The sequence below is a fragment of the Paenibacillus sp. CH40 genome (assembly GCF_024213605.1).
GTDB classification, from domain to species: domain Bacteria; phylum Bacillota; class Bacilli; order Paenibacillales; family Paenibacillaceae; genus Paenibacillus; species Paenibacillus polymyxa_B.
Genome location: NZ_JANAVQ010000004.1, coordinates 214,995 through 236,524 on the forward strand (window position 1 = coordinate 214,995; position 21,530 = coordinate 236,524).

The following is a 21,530-nucleotide window of genomic DNA, read 5'->3' on the forward strand; positions in this document are numbered from 1 at the left end:
TCTGTTAAATTCTCAGTCGCTTTCGCAAAGTACCGTAATGATAAGTCACCGTCATGAAGTGCATACACCCAGAAAAGCGCCCTACATGTTCATGGCTGAAGTGTGTGAATGCAGGTACGCTCATAGGTGTCTGCACAGCAGCTTTACATGTGCTAAAGCAGCGGGCCTAATTTCTTCAAATGTTAAACCGTCCTGAATATAAAATGATACAAAGCCATGCATCGATAAAAACAGACTTTTCGGTACCCTAGAGCAATATTCCTCCGAATGCCCCTGACCACTCAATTCTTGACGGATCATGGACGCAAATAGTTCCACACAACGGTTTTGCTCTGTGCGACAGTATGCAAATAGTTCTTCATCGTGCATCATGAACATAATTTCGTATTGATATGGATTTTCCAAACCAAAACGGATAAATTCCAGCATCAAGTACTCCAACCTGCTCAAGCCATCATCAGGCGTACCTGTTGCTGCTTGCAGTAGAATCCCACGCAATGTATTAAAATCTTCAATTACAATGGCATAGAACAGTTCAGCCTTCTCTTTAAAATGATAATATAACGAACCATGACTGTAACCCAGATGCTGGCCAATGCTGCGCATTGAAATCGCACGGTAGCCCTTGGTAATAAACAAGTGCCTGGCCGCTTCCAGAATCCGCCCTCTTGACAACTCCTGTTCTACTGCTCTTCTAGCCATATTATTTATTCCCCTTCAATAAAGTAAAGCTGCTCTCCCTCCGACACAAGCGATTGCCCCTGCGTCAAGTCTGTTATCCAGTTGCTGAAGGATTCCGCATCACCAGCCAGCGGCAGACAGGTTAAGGTAACTTTATCCGTAAACATTGTTTCTCCAGTGCGGATGCTGCGATTGCGTAATTCATTTTCCACTTTGCCCAACCAGGTATAATCCAATTCTACAAAAACTTCGCGATGCAGCACACGTGTGATTGCATCTCCTGCCTCGATTGCTGCAACAGCACCATCTGAATACGCGCGAATCAGACCGCCTGCTCCCAACAAAATCCCACCAAAGTAACGGGTAACAACAATAGCGACATTTTTTAGCTTCTGGTTGCGGATCACCTCCAAAATAGGCTTTCCAGCCGTACCACTCGGTTCTCCGTCATCCGATTGCTTTTGGATTTCGTCTCTTTCGCCAATCATGTAAGCAGAACAATTATGGGTAGCGTTCCAATGCTCTTTTTTGATGCGCTCTATGAAAGCAACTGCTTCTTCCTCAGTTTGAACAGGCTGAATATGGCCGATAAAACGGGATTTTCGGATCACAATTTCCTTGTTGCCGGCACCGCGTACGGTTCGGTATTGTTCCAACATACACGTATAACCTTCCTTACTTCATTTTACAAGAAAGCAGTCCCCCGCTTCTGGCAGCTGGTGAACTGCTTTCCTGTACTTTAATTGATGCTATACACTATAACACTTCTGACCGAAATCCTGTTTCGCATCAGAGATTACAGCACTCTTATTCAGACAATCTCGCTTCAAGCTCAGCTTTTTCTTTTTCGAAGCCTGGTTTGCCGAGCAGCGCAAACATGTTCTTCTTGTAAGCTTCTACGCCCGGTTGATCGAACGGATTTACACCCAACAGGTAGCCGCTGATGCCGCAAGCTTTTTCGAAGAAATAAGCAAGATAGCCGAAAGAGTAAGGGCTTAAGTCAGGAATATTTACAATCAAGTTCGGTACTTGTCCGTCTGTGTGAGCCAGCAATGTACCTTGGAATGCTTTTTTGTTTACAAAATCCACAGTTTTGCCTGCCAGGAAATTCAGTCCGTCCAGATCATCCTCATCTGCTTCGATGGTGATGTGACTTGGTACATTTTCTACTTGGATTACCGTTTCGAAAATGTTGCGGCTGCCTTCCTGAATGAATTGTCCCATGGAATGCAGGTCTGTCGAGAAATCAACAGAAGCAGGATAAATGCCTTTGTAATCCTTGCCTTCGCTTTCTCCGTACAACTGTTTCCACCACTCAGATACAAAATGAAGAGACGGCTCATAGTTTACGAGAATTTCAATTGCTTTACCTTTGCGGTACAAAGCGTTACGAACGGCTGCATATTGATAAGCTTCGTTCTCAGCTACATTCGGGTTGCTGTACTCTTTGGAAGCGTCTGCCGCCCCCTGCATCATTTCCTCGATGTTAATGCCTGCAGTAGCAATCGGCAACAAGCCTACTGCTGTCAGCACGGAGTAACGACCACCCACATCATCAGGAATAATGAAGGATTCGTAGCCTTCTTCGTTAGCCAGTTTTTTCAAAGCGCCACGTTCTTTATCCGTCGTTGCATAAATACGCTTGCGCGCTTCTTCTTTACCGTATTTTTTCTCCAGAGCTGCACGGAATACGCGGAATGCGATCGCTGGCTCTGTTGTCGTACCTGATTTGGAAATGACGTTCACAGAGAAGTCTTTACCTTCAATCAGTTCCAACAGATGATTCACATATGTAGAGCTGATGTTATTACCAGCAAAATAGATAGCTGGACCCTTGCGTTGATCTTTAGGCAGCGCATTGTAGAAAGAATGCGACAGCATTTCGATCGCAGCACGTGCTCCAAGGTAAGAACCACCGATACCGATTACGATCAATACTTCGGAATCGCTTTGAATTTTAGCAGCAGCCTTTTGGATGCGCGCAAACTCTTCTTTATCATAATTGGTAGGCAGGTCAATCCAACCCAAGAAATCGGACCCTACACCTGTTTGGTTGTGCAGTTGCTCATGAGCCAGCTTGATGGGCTCTGCAAAATAATCAATTTCGTGCTGACCTACAAAGGAGAGCGCTTTAGTGTAATCAAAATTAACTTTTTTAGACATGTTTGGAACCTCCTGTTTGGTATTACTAAGACCATGAATACGAACATAAGGACTTAGGAATAGGATACTTTAATTTGCGGGACCTGACAAGCTTGCGTTACCTGTGTATCCTGTGCTTGACAGCCCCTCCTGTAGATAGGGTAGCATGCCCATGCTACAATTAACTGAGATCAACCTGTTTTATATTCATTTCAAGCCGAACTCGCAATCTGCATCGGACGGCAACTTCCAACAAGAAAGGTGATTAGCAATGAAAAATATCGGATTTATCGGACTGGGCACCATGGGCGCCCCGATGGCATCCAATCTGCTAAAGCAGGGATTCGGAGTCACAGTTTATAATCGTACCGCTTCGCGCTGCGAACCACTGGCAGAGCAAGGTGCACGTACAGCTTCAACTCCTCGTGAAGCAGCTGAAGGTCAGCACTTGGTCATTACCATGGTCAGCGATGATCACTCCATTCGTGACATCTATTACGGCGATGACGGCGTGTTTGCCGGACTTACGGCTGGCATAACCGTGATGGACAACAGTACGATTTCACCTGAACTGGTCAAGCAACTGGCCGCCGAAGCGGACAAGCTGGGCTGCTCTTTCATTGATGCACCCGTAACAGGCAGTAAGCCTGCTGCTGTAGACGGTACACTTGTGTTCATGGTTGGTGGTAATGCAGAAGCCATTGCGGCACAATCAGATGTTTTTGATACCCTGGGCAAAAAGGTACTTCATATGGGACCTAATGGCAGCGGGGCCGTAGCCAAGCTCGCTCATAATACGATGGTGGGTATTCATAACCTCGCTCTGGCTGAAGGCTTTGCTATCGCGGCTAAATCCGGCATCCCGGCAGACAGCTTCCTTGAATTGGTACAACTCGGATCGGCAGGCAGCAAGGCCGCTGACCTGAAAGGGCGCAAAATCATTGAACATGATTTTAGCAACCAGTTCTCACTTGCCTTGATGCTTAAGGACTTGAAACTTGCTTCCTCACTAACAGACAGCCTGTCCATCCCTGCACCTATGTTATCCATTGCCAAAAGCCTGTTTCAAGCCGGGCAAACTCAAGGCTACGGCGATGAAGACCTATCCGCTGTCGTGAAGACATACGAAGCATGGATTGGCCACACCATTGGTGGTCAACCTCTCGAATAAGCTGCACTTTTCTTTGTAACCATACGGCTGTGCTTGTGTACATATGGCATAGCTTTAGGGTAAGCACACTTGGCTTGAAGGCTGAGTGTGCTTACCCTTTTTTAGCTTATTATTCGGGATAAGAACAGCAATAATCAGTTACACTTCGTACTTCCAGCTTGAATGAAGACTTTGCAGGTACGTGAAAGGTTGCCGTCCCTTGTATTTCTAGCCATTCCTCAGTACCTGGAAGCAACACTCTCAAATCCCCTGCCAAAATCTCCATGATCTCACGGGAATCCGTGCCGAACTCATACGTTCCTGGCAGCATAATACCCAGTGTAACCTTACTGCCGTCACCCAGGATGACTGTACGGCTTGTAACCTGACCATCGTAATAAACGTTTGCTTTTTTAACTACGCTTACTCCATCGAACTGTGTCATTCGTTATCCCCTCATCTGCTCTCAATGGTTGAATGAATATTGGTGCATCATAACATAGATTTGATTCCAGCTTCAGTATGAAAATACACACTGTATCACCGTATCCTTGAATTCAATAGTGATTTCATTGCAAAACATCAACTGTATGAAACAAACAGCCGTAAGCCTTTCTCAGGTTACGACTGTCTGTTTTAATTTCCAATGTTTTATTTCAACAAAGCTTTCACACGGCTAACAACATTCTCTACTGTAAAGCCGTATTCCTTAATCACACGGTCGCCAGGTGCGGATGCGCCGAATGTGCTGATACCGAGAATGTCGCCTTGGTCGCCAACATATTTTTCCCAGCCCAGTGGATACGCCATTTCTACAGCCAAACGAGCTTTCACTTCTGGCAGCAGAACGGAATCTTTGTATGCTTTGTCTTGTTTTTCGAACAAATCCCAGCTTGGGAAGCTGATAACACGTACTTGAATACCTTGTTCTGCCAGTGCTTCCTGAGCTTTAACAGCCAATTGTACTTCGGAGCCTGTAGCCAGAATTTGAGCAACCGGTTTGCCGTCTGTTGCATCTGCAACCACATAAGCACCACGTTTGATACCTTCGCGTGCATGCTCAGCACTAGCAGCCAGGATTGGCAGGTTTTGACGAGTCAATACCAGAGCAACCGGGTTTTTCTTGTTTTCCAATGTATAAGCCCAAGCAGCAGAAGTTTCATTACCGTCCGCCGGACGAATTACTGTCAAGTTCGGGATAATACGCAGGGAAGCCAATTGTTCGATCGGCTCATGAGTCGGACCATCTTCACCTACAGCGATACTGTCGTGAGTCAGAACGTAGGTTACAGGCAATCCCATCAGAGCTGCCAGACGAACGGCTGGACGCAGATAGTCTGTAAATACGAAGAATGTACCGCCGAATACTTTTACACCTTGGTGCAACGCCATACCGTTCATCGCAGCAGCCATACCAAATTCACGGATACCGAAATAGATGTTACGGCCGGCGTAGTCTTCTGGCGTAAAGTTCGTCAGGTTGTTCAAATGTGTCATCGTGGAGCTCTCCAGATCGGCAGATCCGCCTGTCAGGAAAGGTACGTTTGGAGCCAATCCGTTCAGAGCATTACCAGAAGCTACACGAGTCGAAACGGCTTTGTCTCCAGTCGTGTATTTCGGAAGATCACGATCCCATCCTTCTGGAAGATCGCCGTTTACAGCTGTTTCGAACTGAGCTGCCAAATCAGGGTGAGCTGCTTTGTATTTCGCGAACTGTTCATCCCATGCTTTGTTCGCCGCGATACCGCGCTCTTTTACTTTAGCAAAATGCTCGCGAACCTCTTGTGGTACGTGGAAGTCCTCTTCGTATACCCATTTGTAGAATTCTTTAGTCAGCTTAGCTTCTTCTGATCCCAGCGGGGAACCATGAGTACCACCGTGTCCGCCTTTACCTTGTTTGTTCGGGCTTCCGTAGCCGATAACTGTCTTCACTTCAATCAGCGTAGGGCGTGTCGAGTCGCCTTGCGCTTCTTCAATGGCTTTTTGAATGGCCGGAAGATCGTTACCATCTTCTACGCGCAGTACTTGCCAGTTGTAAGCTTCAAAGCGTTTGGCAACACTCTCGGAAGAGGACAGATTAAGCTTGCCGTCCAGTGTAATATCATTGGAATCAAACAATACAATCAGCTTGCCCAGTTGTAAGCGACCAGCCAACGAAGCAGCCTCGTGAGAAATACCCTCCATCAGATCGCCATCGCCGCAGATTGCATACGTGAAGTGATCTACAACTTTAAATTCGTCTTTATTATATGTTGCACCCAGTTGAGCTTCAGCCATTGCCATACCAACGGACATTGCGAGACCTTGTCCCAGAGGTCCAGTTGTAGCATCTACACCAGCAGTGTGCCCAAACTCAGGGTGGCCCGGTGTAAGGCTGCCCCATTGACGGAATTGTTTCAGTTCTTCCATAGGAAGATCATAGCCGCTCAGGTGTAGAAGGCTGTATAGCAACATGGAACCGTGTCCTGCGGACAATACAAAACGGTCACGGTTAACCCACGTAGGTTGATCCGGATTATGATTCATCGTTTTAGCAAAAAGTTGGTATCCCATTGGCGCGGAGCCCATCGGCATACCAGGATGTCCCGAGTTTGCTTTCTCGATGGCGTCAATTGCCAACGTACGAATAGTTGTGATGGACAAATTGTCGATCGTGGAGTTTTCATCCTTTTGAATCGCTTGATTCTGGTCAGTCATGGTTTGCCTCCTCATATTGTATAAAGTATGTCAATTGCATTCGGTCATACTCTCCAACACCACCATCCGATATAGAAACGATGTCTATTGAAGTGAGTGAATCTGCTTGAATGTTTCAATATGACTTATACATTCTTAAGTATTGTACCATTTGCCGTGAAAGTTTGCCAGATCGTTTATAAAGATGATTGTGGAAATGTTGTACCGAGTCCTCATATAAATATACCCGTAATGTATTAACCTCATTTAAAAAATTATAAAATCACAAAAAATATTATGTACTGACCGTTTATAAGGCAAATAACTCACATAAAAAAAAGCCCGTTATACGACGGGCTTTGTTCAACAAAAAATATATATTCACAAATTTTCTTCTAAAATTTTAAGATTAGTTAAAAACGACCGTTTTGTTCTCATGAACCAGAATACGATCCTCTGCATGCCATTTCACGGCTCTTGCCAAAACGACCCGCTCTATGGTGCGACCGATCCGTTTTAGCTCATTTACATCATCTCCATGACTTACCCGCTGCACGTCCTGCTCAATGATCGGGCCGCCGTCCAATTCTTCAGTCACATAATGCGCAGTAGCACCAATAATTTTCACACCGCGATTATAGGCTTGGGCATATGGCTTCCCACCCACGAATGCAGGCAGAAAGGAATGATGGATATTGATAATTCGGTTGCGATAATGCTCAATAAACTTAGGCGAAATAATCTGCATGTAACGGGCCAAAATGATAACATCAATGTCTTCGCCAATGACCTCTAGTTGACGACGCTCCGCCTCCGGTTTGGTATCAGCGGTTACCGGAATATGGTGATACGGGATGCCAAATGATTCCACATACTCCTTCATATCCGGATGATTACTAACCACCAATGAAATATCCGCGTCCAGATCTCCTGCCTGCCATTGCCACAGCAGTTCTACCAGACAGTGATCTTCTTTGGAAACGAAAATAGCCAGTTTTTTCTTGCGGCTAACCGCAGAAATCGTCCACTCCATACGAAATTGCTCGGCAACAGCGGCAAAATCCTGCTCCAACTGTGGCTGGGTTGCACTCAAATTCGGCAGATCAAATTCAATCCGCATAAAAAACATACCGCCGGACGGGTCCATTGTATATTGGTCAGATTGAACGATATTGGCCCCATGCTCATACAAAAAACGGGACACGGCCGCTACAATACCTGGTCCGTCTGGACAAGATACAAGCATACGCGCGCGGTTTTCATGGGCTGATAGAGTGCTATTTGGCTGATGTTTTACGTGAATTTCCATGTGCCTATTAATCCCCCTTAGCTTATACCGTCACTGGCAAATGACTGCCGGCAAACCAGGCAATCAACCGTTGATTAATGTGTTCTTCGCTCAAATCTGGAAATAGTGCTGCTTCCGTTATCATGTCATACAGACGCTCCAACGGCTCACGTGGATCGGCTTTTCTTGCTTTGGCATCATTTTTCAGCAGAGCCCAGGTGTCCAGCACAAATTTACGGACATCCACATCCTGTTTTTTGAAAAACGAATGCAATTGCTCTACCTGACCCAAAAACTCATCCCCAAAGCGCTCCTTTACATTTCCGCGAAGCAGGGCAATTTCAACCTCATACATCGGACGCTGAGTTTTGGCTTCCTTCCCAATCCATGGCGTCTCCAAAATAAACGGACGTCCTTGAAGTGCTTCATGATGCACCACATTATGAATCGTCTGATAGCCAATCCAGCCTGATCCGATCGGAGTATGTCGGTCTTTATGAGCGCCAACTGGATTTTTACTGTCATTAATGTGAACAACTGCGATGCGATTCAAGCCGACAATACGGTCGAATTGCTCTAATACACCGTCCAGATCATTTACGATATCATAACCCGCATCGTGAATGTGGCAGGTGTCCATACAAACCGTAAGACGCTCGTTATGCTCTACTTTATCTATAATGGAGGCAATCTCCTCAAAGCTACGACCCATTTCCGTTCCTTTGCCTGCCATCGTTTCAAGCGCAATGTTAACATCTGTCTCCTTCACGCCGTTTAGTACCTCGTTCAAACCATCAGCAATACGCCCAATTCCGTATTCTGCATCCTTATCGGTAAAAGCGCCTGGATGTAGCACGATATTTTTCACACCAATCGCGTGTGTGCGTCGAATTTCCTCCTGAAGAAAGCTGACCGCAAGCTCATAGGTATTTTCTTTGTAAGAGCCAAGGTTGATGATATACGGGGCATGCACCACGATATCTTCCATTCCCTTCTCAGCCATTAACTGCTTGCCTTCCTCCAAATACATGGACTCCATCGGCTTACGGCGCGTGTTTTGCGGTGCCCCCGTGTATATCATAAAGGAGCTGGACCCGTAAGAAGACGCTTCTTTTGTAGCGCTGAGCAGACCCTTGTCCGAGAAGGACACATGAGAACCAATTTTCAGCATGATTCTGATTCATCCCCTTATCCTGTTATGCTTGTCTTATTTTAATTTAATCATTTTAACGTGATTATTGAAATCAAACAACATAGCTTTTATGGCAGCTTTCTTAAATGACTCTATTAAGGGAACACGTAGATAAAGTACACATCCGAATATATGTTAGTCAAACGAGGGGTAAATAAAATCATGGATTGACATCCTTAACCGTATAAAGGTACATTCATATGAAGTTTTTTTCTCGAAAAGGGTTATATTCTATAACAGATGTATTTTTTTTTGTGAATCGGAAGGAGAGCTGGCTCCATGAACATCATCGTATGTGGAGGAACTGGATTGGTGGGGAGTGCACTGGTCAAAAGCTTGCTAGACGACGGATACACTGTGAAAGTCGTTACCCGCAAGCCACTGGTAGGACACGAAGCGAGCCCCCGTTTGCAATATATGAGTTGGAACGAATTAAAACAAAAGCCTGAAGTACTGGAAGGCACCGATGCGGTCGTTAATTTAGCAGGCGAAACGCTGAATCAGCGCTGGACGGATAAATCCAAACAAAGAATTCTTCAATCTCGACTGCTATCTGTTGCCCGGTTGGCTCAAGCATTGAATGCTCTACAAAAAAAGCCGAAAGTTATCATTCAGGCTTCGGCTGTTGCCGCCTATGGTACTTCCCTGACCGAAACATTCGATGAAACGAGCCCACGTCGTTCGGGAGATTTTCTGTCTCAGGTGGTTGAGCAATGGGAGGAAGCCGCCAATGCCTACCCTTCTGATGCCCGTTTAATTAAGTTACGCATTAGCCTTGTGCTGGACAGAAAAAAAGGGGCATTCCCCCTCATGAAGATGCCTTATAGCTTCGGATTCGGCGGCAAAATAGGCAGTGGCCATCAATGGATGAGCTGGATTCATATTGAAGATATCGTTCGTCTGATCACGTACTGCATCCATACGAAGGAAATCGTCGGGGCAGTGAACGCATCATCACCATACCCAGTGACGAACGACCAGTTTGGGAAAACCGTGGCTCAGGCATACCACCGTCCGCATTGGTTTCCCGTTCCAGGCATTCTCGTTCAAAAACTGCTCGGTGAGATGAGCACCCTTGTCTTGGATGGCCAAAAAGTACTCCCGCACAAAGCGCTGGAGCACGGATTTAAGTTTAACTATCCTTCACTTAAGGACGCTCTAGAGGAACTCCATTCTTCCCAAAAACAGCATTGAATCTAAAAAGAGGAACTCCAGACTGGTAGGTAGTGCCACTGCCAGCTTAGAGTTCTTTTTTAGTCCGACACAATCTCTCAAGCAGACTGCAAGTTTTTAAGATGCTCATTTTATTCCTATGAATAGCCCCCTATTACAAAGAAAGAAGCCCTGAACATAATAGGCCTCTTCTTGACAAATATCCATATAACCTTCATTTATGATGCATTAGAGGATTTAAAAGAGTCCAACCGATAAGTATAAGATACCCCGGCGATTTTAAAAGTGTCTCCATCCTTCATTGTGTACTCCTTATAAGGCACCATAGGCTCTCCATTCAGAACAGTTCCGTTCGTTGAGGATAAATCCTTAACAATGTGGCTATGTTCTCCTGTAACTATACAAAGCTCAATATGAGAACGGGAGGCTCCATCCGTATGCTCCACAAACTGGACCAGTTGCGGGTCTCTCCCGATGATAAAGCTGCCTGCAACGAATTGGTCTGGCTGCAACCGGATGCGCTCGGTCCCTCCACTACCTGGTGGCTTGCGATCCAGGCAAGCAATCGGTGGTTGCTGAACAGGTGAAATCTGTATCTCTTGATCTGGACGAAGCAGCATCGTTTCTTGCTTAGATGCAGCATTTAGCAGCTCCGTTACCCCGGAGAGAGACTTATAATAAGCCTCACTGGTATCACTGGCTTCCAATTCATTTCCCCGCTCCGCACCTTTCCACGATGGCTCATGTAAGTCATAATTTGCTGAAGTTTTCTCCCTGTCTTCGGTAACTCGGTCTCCCACGCTTTTAGATTCTGAGTTTGGAAAAGTCCATCTCCAGCTCTCCTGCCCTTGATCACTCAAATCGGAAGATCGCTTGTCTTGATGATGCTGTCCCGCTAAAAATCCGGTCAGTTTATCTACCTGATAACGATCATTTTTCCGCTGCGCTGGGGAAGAAGTAGTTCCTAACCATTCCGAATCCAATACAGGTACTGAATCGCTGTACATATGAGATGAAGTTCTATTGCGCTCCCATTTCCCCGTCCAGCTTATATAAGCAACGGCGGCAAGTACCAAGGTAAGCACCACGGAAATGATTAACGGTACCGTTTCTGGATGATCCAGATAAATATAACGCCACACGATAGCCGAAGCGAGCAGACATCCAAGAGCAATGTACGTTTTATATTTTTGCAATCCAGGCTCCACATCTTCTACTTCGTTTTCTGTTACAAGCTCAGAATTCTCCTCTGGTTTCATGGACGGTTTGAGCCGATTGATCCGTTTAAGCTCCTGAATCTCCTGCAGAGTCTCCCGATGCTCTTGCCCGTATGTTCCGCCACGATCAGTATAGTTCCCCTGTGAGGTATGAGCAGATATGATAGGGTCGGCTGATGAAAAAGCTCGCCCCTCCATACTTTCTCCCTGCACGCTAGCACTCTCTGTACCGGCCTTCATTCCTTGTAATAACAGTTCCTTTAGCAATCCCAATTCAAATTCATTTCTATCACACAGATCCAGTATGCGTTGTATATATTCTCCCTGAAAGTGGGCCACACGAGTCATTAAACGAATAACCATCTGCTTAAATTGACTGCCTGTTTGCCCTGCATACTGTACACTGCGTAAAGGAACATAGGTTAAACTGGCGGTTTCCCTAGTACCTGAACCACTTAGAAAAATATAATCCTCATGCAAAATAAACTGGCGGATATCTAACATATATTGCGGGCTGCGATGGAGGGCATCTGCCACTTCATAAAGAATCCGGTAGAAATCAGAAGTCGACACGCCCCCACCTTTCCATAATTGGGAAAGCATGCGTTGCCCCGAAATGTCGTAATGTAACTCAATCTGAAAATCGACTTCCTTTATTCTAAGTTCCAGCAGACCGGGAATCCGATTACCAGTCATCATTCCGGTCTGTACGGAATTTAAATCATCGGTCTTGAGCCCGTCTTCCTTGTTTAGAATCATAAATGTCCCGCCGTTCCGGGCAAAATCCCTGCTTAAACCCAACAATTCATGACCTCCTTAACAATTTCCTATCTCCGTGAGGTAGCATGATCTCCCCCAGCGGACATGTCATGGCAAGAAGTAAAGATAAGCACTGATCGCTCCCGGAATGACTGCCGTCATAAAAGGAAACCTGAGGTGCGCTTCATTTCCACTGGTCAGCGCTTTGCCGCTGCGAAATAGAAAAAATCCTCCTAAATTAAAAGCCACACGCCGCAGTCTCATGATCGTTTCCCTCTTCCATAGCAAAATTCCTATGCCAATAATACCTGCAAAAAAAATCGAATATAAAGCTGACTGCCATGCAAAAGCGGCACCTGTCCATGCTCCAATCAAGCCGAACAGCTTTACATCTCCTGCACCAACAGCTCCCATCCAGTACAAAATCAGCATGAACCCAAATCCGGTACCCAGTCCAGCAACAGCAAATAAAAAACCGTGCCACCCTCCAAACAGAGTATTGAACACCAAGCCTACCACTATACCGGGCAATGTAAGCTTATTAGGGATTTTCATGCTACGTAAATCCGTAACTAACGCAATCGCGAGCAGTACTCCGCATACAATATACATCCACGTCAATGCGATCTTCCCCCTTTAAAAAATAGAACTAGCAGACTACCAAATCATTTTCCATCGTAGCCATCCCTTACACGTCTATATCCATCCTATCCATCAGCTGGCTTTTCCACGGTAAACGGAACTTCTATACGTTGACCGTCCTCCGTTTCAATCACAAAGCTCCATTGACCGGGTGTTGTGTTCGTTCCCACAAACCAGTTCCATTCAATAATCCCGTCCGCATTGGCAGAGGTCCAGCCCAAGTGCTGAGCTGTGCTCTCACCCGACTTATAAAGTACAGAAAGGTTAGCAGTCGTCCCAGGCTCAACCTTGGCCTTGATCAAATTGTACACACCTTTCACAGCAGGTTCAGGCTTGACGAGCAACTGTATGGAATGCTGCGCATCCTTATCTCCTGTCGCATTTCCTGTACCTGCTCCTTCCCCTGTGTCGCCAATCCAAAGACGTTCCTCTGCCGCCGCCTGAAGCACAATGCTGCGATACAGAAAGGGGACCTTCATCGGCAGTTCATACGACAGCTCTACTCTAAAATAAGGGTCCTTAGTTCCTGTAAGAGCAGGTACATGTACGCTCGTTATATGAATACGGTCATACTCCAGAATGCTTTCCTGCATAAAAGGCTTTAGCATCGGCTTCAGAACAGGGTCAAGTGCAGCTTCCGTAAATCGCCCCCGCAGCTCCTCCATCGGCTTTTGACCGCCCTGAACAGCGCTTTCTACCCAATCACCAATTGGAGGTGGCAACTGGGCAGCGAATTGGCTTGCATATTCACTCACAGATAACTTGGGCAATTCATCCAGCGGTTCACGGACTGCATCTATTTTCGCGGACGCCGCCTCCACGGCTAGAGAAACTGGGTAGATTTTAGTCGAAACCTGCTTAACCGCTTCTGAAGCGGTGGTCTGCAAGGCTGTGGATACCAGCGTCATCTGAACCATATAAATGAGAAAAATAATAAAAAACAGAAACATTGGCAACACGAGTGACGCTTCTAAAACAATACTTCCTTGTTCACGCCGCTCCTGCCCACATACCTGCCGTAGATACTGATTAATAGGAAAAATGCGCTGTTTTCGTGACATAGTACACACTTCCCTTAATGCTCTCGCCTTCTTTTGAGGCGGTCCCGAGCATCTTCATTACCCCAGGTAGAAACCACAGCCTCATCCCATTCTTGACCTCACCCGTTGCATACGTTTGCCGCTCAGCAGGATTGACATCTGTATTCAGGCGGATCAGAGCAAGCATACGGGACATTTTTCGTTCATTATTGCTATGGAGCATCAGGAACAATCGCAAATGATCTTTGTATGTCATTCGAAATTTTAGAAAATCAGACAATGGCACGTCCCCCTTTTGTGCCAGCATAATCATATCTTCTATCGCTTTTTCTACTCCATATAACAAAGCTGCCGCCAAAACGACTAGCGGATTACCTTTTGAGCTGTTTTTAACCAATCCCTCCATTGTTCGAATGGCAAGTCTCATAGCAAAAATTTCTCCATAGGCGGATGCCAGATTACCCGTCGGATTATGGAACCCATACAGGATGTACTCAACTTCCTGATTATTCACCTCCAGCTGATCTCCCAAAATCTGTGCAGCATTTCCCACATTTCCACCAGATCCGGCCAAACTGCCAAAACGGCTAAAATCCACATGATGGAAGTAAGAAAGCGCGTATTCATTCTGGTAAAACTCGTCTCCCAGTTGAGTCAGTAAATTGGATGCCGACCCGTATAGACCATCCATACTATCCATGGAAGCTCCCGCTGCATCATAGGTGTCATAGGACAAATCAGCGGATACAGATGGACTGGATGTAGATTGGTTAAACGAAATACTTTCATTGTAATACCGCTCCAGATTTCTGAATTGTTCTGCACTTTGTTTACCTTTGGAAAGAACCTCAATGATCCGATAGGCTTGTTTGAGCTTGTTTTTCGCCTCTTTTTCCATTTTCTTGCGTTCTTTATCCGGTCCACGTCGCGTATCCATCATTTTGGCTTCACCGTCGAGTACATTCGCAGGTCCCGTCCAAGCGTACGCACTCAAGTATTTATCTATCTCTTTGAGCGTTGAAGCGACTTCTTGCTTGAGCATGTCTGCATTCAAAAATGGATCTGTATAAAAAGATAATGTACGCATCATACTCGTTATTCTATTGTTAGCAGTATTTATAGAAGTCCGTTGCTTTTCAATTTCTGCTTCCCATTGCTCAAATTCCTTGTCTGGAATCAACAAATCCTCTACCTTTTGCCGTGCGCTTCCTACCGACGGATCTGCGCTGGAGCCTGCTCCGCTTGGAGTAGGCGCTGCTGAAACCTCATCGTAGCCTGCATTGGCCGCCCTCTGCTTATATTGGGCAATGACTTTGCGCATCTCTTCATTGATCTGCCGGGCCTCATTTAACGGTTCCTTGGCTTCCAGAAGCAGCTTATCATGTTCTTCTCCAGCCTGAGCCATGATCTGACGCAGGCGATCAAGCGCTGCCCTCGCTCTACGTGCATATTTTTCCATCTGCATGATTTTAACGTCGTCCACACTCTTCTTATTGTCTTCATATACATGTACGTAATGCTTATATTGAGCGGCAATATCGGCTACAACCTCAAGCGGGTCCCATATATACTGATTGGGCATATAGGTGCCCCTCTGTTTAATAATCCGCTTACGAACCTCTTCCATATAAGCTCCTGCCTTACGCTGCTTCTCCAGCATGTCATCTAGTTTGGCCTCTCGTCTGTCGTACAGCTTTTGCAGCCGTTTCAGCAAATCTACCGTATGAGAAGCCTCTTTCATATTTTGAGAGAGCGGCTTTAGCTTTTCGAGCACTTCAAACGTAAAATCGACAGGTGCTTTATACTTCATCTCTTCACGGATCTGCTCGTTAAATATGGCATATTTGCCAAGCTCCCTTTCCATTTTCAGGGAACTAGAATCCAGCTTCATATTCATAAGCGGTAGCGTTTCTGCGCGTGCCGTACGCCGCGCGCTGTCATTGAGCACTTTGACCATAATTTGTTCTCCGCCGCCTTCACCATAAGCAAACAAACCGTACTCCTGTTGTAATGTCGGATCATAAGCAGACATCACTGAACGAACCGCCGCATGGGTCAGCCGTTCGGTCTGCACATGCAGTGCAGCAATTCTCGCGTAATCAATAAATACAGCAATAAAACCGAACATGACCGCCAAAATCAGAATTAAAAAGACCGTGACAGCACCTGATTCCCCGTCCTTTGCATTGTGTCCCTTACCAAACACCCGCTTCCTCCTTTCCAGTTACATTCCCATTACTTACTTCTCACTGACCGCTTTGACCATATTGCATCAATACTTTCCCTACAACTGCCGAATCTACCTTTTCACCTGATCCTCTGCCCATAAACTTCGCACCATAATAACGGACCAACTCCACCGTACGAATCCATTCTACAGGTTCGACCACGCCAGAACTCATTTCCCCTTGCAAATCTGTCTGATCTAAAAACTGATTCAGCAAAGGTACCTTCACTATCTTGTTTAACTTTGTGGTTACCTTACGGTGAATCATACTGTTCTCATATGTCATCTGCCCCTGCATGCCCGCAGGCATATTATTTTCTGCATTGGACAGCTTTTGAGCAGGTAACGAGCCTCCCCCATTGTCGCCCGGCACCTGTACACTTTCCTGATTGTTGGCTCCGGTCCAGCCAAACAGGGCTCCTAGCATAACATCATCCTTCAAGCGCCAATAGAGAGAATCCCGTTGCCCTTGTGTAAATGCTCCCGTACGCGGGTCCTTGAAGCTGTTATCCCAACTGTAAGCGGCCCTTTCCGAAGCAGTAGCAGCGACCTGCACCAATATAGATTTTTGATATATGTACAGGCAAAAAAATAACATCACAAAAATGACCAGCAGTAGAATGGGAAAGACGAGGGAAGCTTCCAAGGAGAAGCTCCCGTCCTCTTTTTGTGCCAATTTGCGTAGCATTATGAATCCATAAAATCGTTACTTTTTTTATCCGCCTTTTTCAAAAGCCCTTCTACAATTTTCTTGATCTGATCCTTGAAAATAATTGCCACCGCAATCAGAATGGCAATGATCAGGATCATTTCTAACGTACCCAGACCATCCTCATCCTTGTACAATTTACGAATACTGCCTGTTACTAATGTCATCATCGTTGTATTCCTCCTACATATTCATCATCATTAAAGCCGGAGCGCCCACCAGCACAATTACCGTTAGCAAAATCAGCGCCATCGGGAATACTAGCTTAGATGAAGCCTGCTCCCCCCTTGTGCGGCTAATTGAAGTCCGCTTGCCCCATAACGTCTGGGATAACTCACGTAAAGCCATCACGAAATCGCTCCCGCCGCGCCTCATATTCAACAAAACTGTCGTCGTAAATACCGTCATTTCCTGAATACCACAACGTTTGCTCAGGTGCTCAAATGCCTGTTGAAAGGAAAAACCACTTTCCCATTCCGCCACCGTCTGCCTCAGTTCTCGATACAACGGATGTTCCGTATCCGCCCCTTTACGTTCCACGCAATGTAGCAATGCCCGTTGTACCGTCTCACCTGCACCTACTAAAAGCATCATTTTACTCAACAGTTCAGGCAGTTCCATTAAAATTTGCTGATCCCGCTTCTGTACTTTCCCATGCAAATCCTTGATCAACGCGATGGGTACCAGAATACCAAGTCCCAATCCGAGCACCAGCCCAGTCGCATCCCCGCCCAGCATAAGCGATATTAAAGCTCCACCAGCAGCCATCATATATCCGTAACCCAACATTTCTGCCAGAAAAAGCATCGTTTTTTCTCCGCTGTTGCGCATACCATACAGCTTCTGCACCGAACGCTGGAGCTTGAACATCAGCAAAGGCAGCCGGTGAGTAGCACGTGAAGCATGAATCATGTGTACAAATGGGACTGAAAGTCTTTTCAGCCGCAGTCCCTCCAGCTTCATATGGCGAAAATGCGCATACTTAGCACTATGCACCTGGTTCAGCACCACCCAACCTCCCACTTGCAGAACCAGCATGACCAGACAAACCAACATCACCACACCCATCTCTCCTTACACTTCAATCTTCATAATGTGGTTGATCCACACAAGACACCCACCAAGCACCAATAAACAAAAGGTTGATAAAATCATACCTGTACCGCTGTATAAGGGCATCATGTAATCACCCGCCGTCATCGTCATAAACAATACAAACAAAAAAGGAGCCGCAAACATAACCCTCGATTCAAAACGTTTCTGCGCAATCATTACCCCGATCTCCTGCTGAATTTCCAGCTTCTCACCAATGACATTTGAAGCTCGTCGTACGACTTCCACCAGATCACCTCCGGTTCGTTTGCAAGCCGCAAATACGTCCGCAAAATTCGTAATATCCTCCATCTGCGCCCGACGGGCCAAATCCTGCAAAGCAGCCTCTACAGGCTGTCCGATTTCAAGACAGGCGGTAATGATATTAAATTCAAAAATCAGGTCGTGATCTCCATCTGGACTAAGCAATCTCAAATCCTCTACAGCCTCACGAAAACCATTCTCCACCGACCTCCCCGCTGAAAGAGAAGACGAGAGCGAGTATAAAGCCTGCTTGAATTGGATGCTTAGAGCAGACCTGCGTCGTTGCAGCAAAAATTGCCTAAAATAACGAGGCGTCACCACAGCCCCGGCAGCGCACAACAATGATAATATCCATTGGTGATAAAATAGATACCCGATCATCGCAAACAGCACGCCACTAAACAATATGCACAGACTTTTTTGTACTGTCGATAATGTATATACCGTATAATCTGGTAGAGAAGGGACCTCACGTGATACTTGCTTGGCAGTCGTTTTTCCTGACTTCACGCTGATACTCCTCCCCTGTGCCAGCTTTCCGGATTGATCCCGGCCATTTGCAGCTTCAAAGTATGTTGCAGACCCTCGCCACAACGTTCCAGACCTCCTACGATTCGCCCCTTACTTTCTCCTCGTTCCTGAAAACGATAAAGGGGATTAAGCGTCACCTCACCATTTTCAAAACCAATCACTTCGCTAATTTCCAGCACTCGTCTGGATTTGTCGCGCATCCGTGACAGATGAACGAATATATCAATAGCTGAGCTGATCTGCTGCCGTACTACTCCAAGTGGAAGCTCTGCCCCTCCGAGCACCATCGTTTCCAGCCGGCTGACCATATCGCGGATATTATTCGCATGCCCAGTTGACAAACTTCCATCATGGCCAGTATTCATGGCTTGCAGCATATCCAGCGCCTCACTTCCCCGGACCTCACCCACCACAATGCGATTGGGCCGCATACGCAGGGAGGAGCGAATCAGATCACGAATCGTGATTTCTCCCTTTCCCTCGGTGTTCGCATTCCTTGTTTCCATGGAAACAAGATTAGGGACCGTCACAATTTGTAGCTCTGCTGAGTCTTCAATAGTAATAATCCGTTCAGACGACGGGATAAACTGGGATAATGCATTCAGAAAAGTTGTTTTACCAGAACCCGTTCCCCCGCTGATAAAAATGTTGTACTTGCTACGTACCAAGTCCTTGAGCATAGCAGCGGTTTCTGCATCCAGCGCACCCATTTGTATCAAGTCATCCATCGTCATAGGACGCTCGGGAAACTTCCGTATTGTCATCGTCGGACCCTTGAGAGCAACTGGAGGCAGCACAATATTTACGCGTGACCCATCCTTTAACCGGGCATCCACAATGGGGGAAGCCTCATTCACAATTCGGTTCACCCCGGCTACAATCGTCTGGATTAAGTCCTCCAGTCGCTCGCGGGACTCAAATTGATCGGGTACCTGCATCACCTCACCAGCCCGCTCCACAAAGATTTCCCGGTGACTGTTGATCATAATTTCCGTAACGGTCGGGTCGTCAATCAATGGCTGGAGTACATCTAGCCCACGGAAAGAGTTAAAAATCTTGCGGACAAGTGCGTGCTTCTCACGGGAAGTTAAGCCCGCCAGCTCTACATCGTGTAAAATTCGATTTTCAATATGCCGAACCAGATCGGCATCCTTTACCGAAGACGTTACGTCCAGCCCGTTTCGGATATCTGCTCGCAATGCCTTAAACCGTTCCTCATTCATGTTCATCAGCCCCTTTTAAGACCAAACGGCCGGCGGATGTGTTACACCGTCCACATTCAGCAGCTCGTGGCACAGATGACGAATTTCCCGCTGATAAATAGGTGAACTAAGCAGTAGCTCACGGTGCTGCATCTGCTTCCATGAAGGTATATAGGGTAACGCTCCGTTTAGCTCCATGAAGTCACGAGGTAACGAGTTGATCATAGTTCCCATATAGCGGTTCACCACAAAGCTGGTTTTGCATATCATATCTTCAAGCCCTTCAGGCTGCGTGGTTTCTAAAACATCCAGCCATAATCCGCACTTGTGCATGCTCATTAAATCGTCTGCCAGCAGCCAGATCAGCTTATGACTAGCTTCAAGCACGGCTTGAGCCCGGTCACCTTTTTCAGAATCGCCATCTACGATCACTACATCATACTGTCCGCTTTCGGCAACCGTTCGAATCAGTTCTTTCGCTTCATCACAAGTCATGTCCGTCAGTTCCTTACGATTATAGACAGGCTGAAAAGTATCCGCCTGAATTTCAGGGCGGCGAACACAATAGGCTGCCACAGATAATGGAATGCCCTCATTCCCCTCCGCCTTGAGATCATAGAGCAGCCTGGACAGCCCTTCTCCTTCTGCTCCGCTAGCACTGCCTGAACCAGTGAACAACGAGCTTGAATCCACCGTCTCCAGATTCAGATAGAATACCGAATATCCCTCACTCCCCAGCTGTTTGGTCATATTGAGTGCGGCCGTTGTCTTGCCCAGTCCGCCGGAAGCTGCTACCATGCCGATAATCAGTCCACCTTCCCGGCTGTTTACACATTTCCGACCGTTCGACTTCTGTCTCGCCGTTTCCAAAATAAAACCGACCAGCTCAGATAAGGGCTGATATTTTAATAAAGGCTGTCCATATTCGCTCACTTGTTCTCCCTCATGCAATACCAAACAAGGAATATCAGCAGCTTCCCTATCTGTCCATAGATTCAAAAAAGCCGCTTCACCAACCACCACGTCCGGTCTTTTCATTCCGCTGGTTTCCATCATGTATTGATGAAATGCCTCCGGTTGCGAAAAAGCCGTTATTCTCAGCCTTCTGGCGTACTCGCTTCCGTGAACATAATTCAGCAGCGGCTCAATATAATCCCGGCCTTCTACAGCCAATACCACTTTCACTGGAACCATAACGCTCATCCCTTTCCCTAACACAACAACGCAAAAAAGCACCGTTCATCCATCCGTAAGTACATACGGTTGGTGAACGGTGCTTCCGTCACGTGCAATCTATTTACTGGTAGAATAGCATAGCGCTTATATTAGAGCAAGTATTTTTTGTGCAAGTATCTTCCAAAATCCTCGTACTAGGAGAAGGCGGGCAGTCTAGCCCCGCCTCCTACTATCTTCATCTTAGTAGAATTTGTGGTGACGACGATGACAGTCATGATGGCGATGATGGCGACGTTTCCGGCAATGACATTTCTTATCAAAATCTTCATGTTTCCAGTGATCACGTTTAAATTTAGGTTTAAACTTAAT

General features: G+C 46.3%; 19 protein-coding genes. 2 read left to right on the top strand and 17 right to left on the bottom strand.

The features are described 5' to 3' along the window. Nucleotides 1-120 precede the first annotated feature (120 nt). From NLX73_RS14225 to NLX73_RS14235, 3 genes are all read right to left on the bottom strand, one after another. Nucleotides 121-702, bottom strand: a complete 582-nt coding sequence (locus NLX73_RS14225; protein WP_061829550.1) for a TetR/AcrR family transcriptional regulator — start codon at nt 700-702, stop codon at nt 121-123. 5 nt (nt 703-707) lie between these two features. Then, nucleotides 708-1,340: a YigZ family protein gene (locus tag NLX73_RS14230; protein WP_029516377.1), complete on the bottom strand. Its 633-nt coding sequence runs from the start codon at nt 1,338-1,340 to the stop codon at nt 708-710. A 148-nt stretch (nt 1,341-1,488) separates the two neighbouring features. Then, nucleotides 1,489-2,844 carry a glucose-6-phosphate isomerase gene (locus NLX73_RS14235; RefSeq protein ID WP_061829551.1) on the bottom strand — a complete coding sequence of 452 codons (1,356 nt, stop codon included), beginning with the start codon at nt 2,842-2,844 and terminating at the stop codon, nt 1,489-1,491. A gap of 250 nt (nt 2,845-3,094) precedes the next feature. Between NLX73_RS14235 and NLX73_RS14240 the strand changes: the two genes are divergently transcribed. After that, nucleotides 3,095-3,994 (top strand): NAD(P)-dependent oxidoreductase, encoded by a 900-nt coding sequence (locus tag NLX73_RS14240; protein WP_069291412.1) that lies wholly within the window; start codon nt 3,095-3,097, stop codon nt 3,992-3,994. 109 nt (nt 3,995-4,103) lie between these two features. Here the strand turns inward: NLX73_RS14240 and ppnP are convergent, their stop codons facing one another. From ppnP to NLX73_RS14260, 4 genes are all read right to left on the bottom strand, one after another. Next, on the bottom strand, nt 4,104-4,418 hold the full coding sequence (gene ppnP, locus NLX73_RS14245) for a pyrimidine/purine nucleoside phosphorylase (protein WP_013309288.1): 315 nt from the start codon (nt 4,416-4,418) through the stop codon (nt 4,104-4,106). A 206-nt stretch (nt 4,419-4,624) separates the two neighbouring features. Next, entirely contained in the window at nt 4,625-6,670 is a 2,046-nt protein-coding gene (gene tkt, locus NLX73_RS14250; protein WP_061829554.1) for a transketolase, read from the bottom strand. A 388-nt stretch (nt 6,671-7,058) separates the two neighbouring features. Further along, entirely contained in the window at nt 7,059-7,958 is a 900-nt protein-coding gene (purU, locus tag NLX73_RS14255) for a formyltetrahydrofolate deformylase (protein ID WP_023987631.1), read from the bottom strand. Nucleotides 7,959-7,980: 22 nt separating this feature from the next. Continuing rightward, the gene (locus tag NLX73_RS14260; RefSeq protein ID WP_025722686.1) at nt 7,981-9,108 is read right to left on the bottom strand and encodes a deoxyribonuclease IV; all 1,128 of its coding nucleotides are present in this window, start codon (nt 9,106-9,108) and stop codon (nt 7,981-7,983) included. A 300-nt stretch (nt 9,109-9,408) separates the two neighbouring features. Here NLX73_RS14260 and NLX73_RS14265 point away from each other — a divergent pair, with 300 nt between their 5' ends. Continuing rightward, complete coding sequence (locus NLX73_RS14265) at nt 9,409-10,323, top strand: TIGR01777 family oxidoreductase (protein WP_254326490.1); 915 nt, start codon at nt 9,409-9,411, stop codon at nt 10,321-10,323. Nucleotides 10,324-10,520: 197 nt separating this feature from the next. Here the strand turns inward: NLX73_RS14265 and NLX73_RS14270 are convergent, their stop codons facing one another. The 10 genes from NLX73_RS14270 to NLX73_RS14315 all read right to left on the bottom strand — a co-directional run bounded on the left by NLX73_RS14270 (nt 10,521) and on the right by NLX73_RS14315 (nt 21,179). After that, a complete protein-coding gene (locus NLX73_RS14270; protein ID WP_367997104.1) occupies nt 10,521-12,323 on the bottom strand; it encodes a DUF6382 domain-containing protein in 1,803 nt (600 codons plus the stop codon). Between the two features lie 63 nt (nt 12,324-12,386). Further along, nucleotides 12,387-12,899 (bottom strand): A24 family peptidase, encoded by a 513-nt coding sequence (locus NLX73_RS14275; protein ID WP_025722689.1) that lies wholly within the window; start codon nt 12,897-12,899, stop codon nt 12,387-12,389. Nucleotides 12,900-12,985: 86 nt separating this feature from the next. After that, nucleotides 12,986-13,981, bottom strand: coding sequence for a TadE/TadG family type IV pilus assembly protein (locus NLX73_RS14280; RefSeq protein ID WP_254326492.1), 996 nt, complete (start codon nt 13,979-13,981; stop codon nt 12,986-12,988). Continuing rightward, nucleotides 13,950-16,166, bottom strand: a complete 2,217-nt coding sequence (locus NLX73_RS14285; protein ID WP_254326493.1) for a DUF5702 domain-containing protein — start codon at nt 16,164-16,166, stop codon at nt 13,950-13,952. The genes NLX73_RS14280 and NLX73_RS14285 overlap by 32 nt, the downstream gene beginning before the upstream one ends. 40 nt (nt 16,167-16,206) lie before the next feature. Beyond that, the gene (locus tag NLX73_RS14290; RefSeq protein ID WP_254326494.1) at nt 16,207-16,875 is read right to left on the bottom strand and encodes a TadE family protein; all 669 of its coding nucleotides are present in this window, start codon (nt 16,873-16,875) and stop codon (nt 16,207-16,209) included. Beyond that, nucleotides 16,875-17,066 (bottom strand): Flp1 family type IVb pilin, encoded by a 192-nt coding sequence (locus tag NLX73_RS14295; protein ID WP_013309278.1) that lies wholly within the window; start codon nt 17,064-17,066, stop codon nt 16,875-16,877. Before NLX73_RS14295 ends, NLX73_RS14290 begins: the two co-directional genes overlap by 1 nt. A 13-nt stretch (nt 17,067-17,079) precedes the next feature. Next, a complete protein-coding gene (locus NLX73_RS14300) occupies nt 17,080-17,964 on the bottom strand; it encodes a type II secretion system F family protein (RefSeq protein WP_254326495.1) in 885 nt (294 codons plus the stop codon). 6 nt (nt 17,965-17,970) lie between these two features. Continuing rightward, complete coding sequence (locus tag NLX73_RS14305; protein ID WP_254326496.1) at nt 17,971-18,762, bottom strand: type II secretion system F family protein; 792 nt, start codon at nt 18,760-18,762, stop codon at nt 17,971-17,973. After that, nucleotides 18,759-20,006: a TadA family conjugal transfer-associated ATPase gene (locus NLX73_RS14310; protein WP_254326497.1), complete on the bottom strand. Its 1,248-nt coding sequence runs from the start codon at nt 20,004-20,006 to the stop codon at nt 18,759-18,761. Before NLX73_RS14310 ends, NLX73_RS14305 begins: the two co-directional genes overlap by 4 nt. Before the next feature lie 15 nt (nt 20,007-20,021). Beyond that, nucleotides 20,022-21,179: a P-loop NTPase family protein gene (locus NLX73_RS14315; RefSeq protein WP_254326498.1), complete on the bottom strand. Its 1,158-nt coding sequence runs from the start codon at nt 21,177-21,179 to the stop codon at nt 20,022-20,024. Nucleotides 21,180-21,530 lie beyond the last annotated feature (351 nt).

What these genes read in the sequence shown, in the direction of transcription:
- purU (WP_023987631.1), bottom strand. Translation starts at nt 7,958, where the DNA reads ATGGAAATTCACGTAAAACATCAGCCAAATAGCACTCTATCAGCCCAT.
- NLX73_RS14225 (WP_061829550.1), bottom strand. Translation starts at nt 702, where the DNA reads ATGGCTAGAAGAGCAGTAGAACAGGAGTTGTCAAGAGGGCGGATTCTG.
- NLX73_RS14235 (WP_061829551.1), bottom strand. Translation starts at nt 2,844, where the DNA reads ATGTCTAAAAAAGTTAATTTTGATTACACTAAAGCGCTCTCCTTTGTA.
- NLX73_RS14310 (WP_254326497.1), bottom strand. Translation starts at nt 20,006, where the DNA reads ATGAATGAGGAACGGTTTAAGGCATTGCGAGCAGATATCCGAAACGGG.
- NLX73_RS14295 (WP_013309278.1), bottom strand. Translation starts at nt 17,066, where the DNA reads ATGATGACATTAGTAACAGGCAGTATTCGTAAATTGTACAAGGATGAG.
- NLX73_RS14230 (WP_029516377.1), bottom strand. Translation starts at nt 1,340, where the DNA reads ATGTTGGAACAATACCGAACCGTACGCGGTGCCGGCAACAAGGAAATT.
- ppnP (WP_013309288.1), bottom strand. Translation starts at nt 4,418, where the DNA reads ATGACACAGTTCGATGGAGTAAGCGTAGTTAAAAAAGCAAACGTTTAT.
- NLX73_RS14315 (WP_254326498.1), bottom strand. Translation starts at nt 21,179, where the DNA reads ATGGTTCCAGTGAAAGTGGTATTGGCTGTAGAAGGCCGGGATTATATT.
- NLX73_RS14240 (WP_069291412.1), top strand. Translation starts at nt 3,095, where the DNA reads ATGAAAAATATCGGATTTATCGGACTGGGCACCATGGGCGCCCCGATG.
- NLX73_RS14300 (WP_254326495.1), bottom strand. Translation starts at nt 17,964, where the DNA reads ATGGGTGTGGTGATGTTGGTTTGTCTGGTCATGCTGGTTCTGCAAGTG.
- NLX73_RS14290 (WP_254326494.1), bottom strand. Translation starts at nt 16,875, where the DNA reads ATGCTACGCAAATTGGCACAAAAAGAGGACGGGAGCTTCTCCTTGGAA.
- NLX73_RS14280 (WP_254326492.1), bottom strand. Translation starts at nt 13,981, where the DNA reads ATGTCACGAAAACAGCGCATTTTTCCTATTAATCAGTATCTACGGCAG.
- tkt (WP_061829554.1), bottom strand. Translation starts at nt 6,670, where the DNA reads ATGACTGACCAGAATCAAGCGATTCAAAAGGATGAAAACTCCACGATC.
- NLX73_RS14260 (WP_025722686.1), bottom strand. Translation starts at nt 9,108, where the DNA reads ATGCTGAAAATTGGTTCTCATGTGTCCTTCTCGGACAAGGGTCTGCTC.
- NLX73_RS14265 (WP_254326490.1), top strand. Translation starts at nt 9,409, where the DNA reads ATGAACATCATCGTATGTGGAGGAACTGGATTGGTGGGGAGTGCACTG.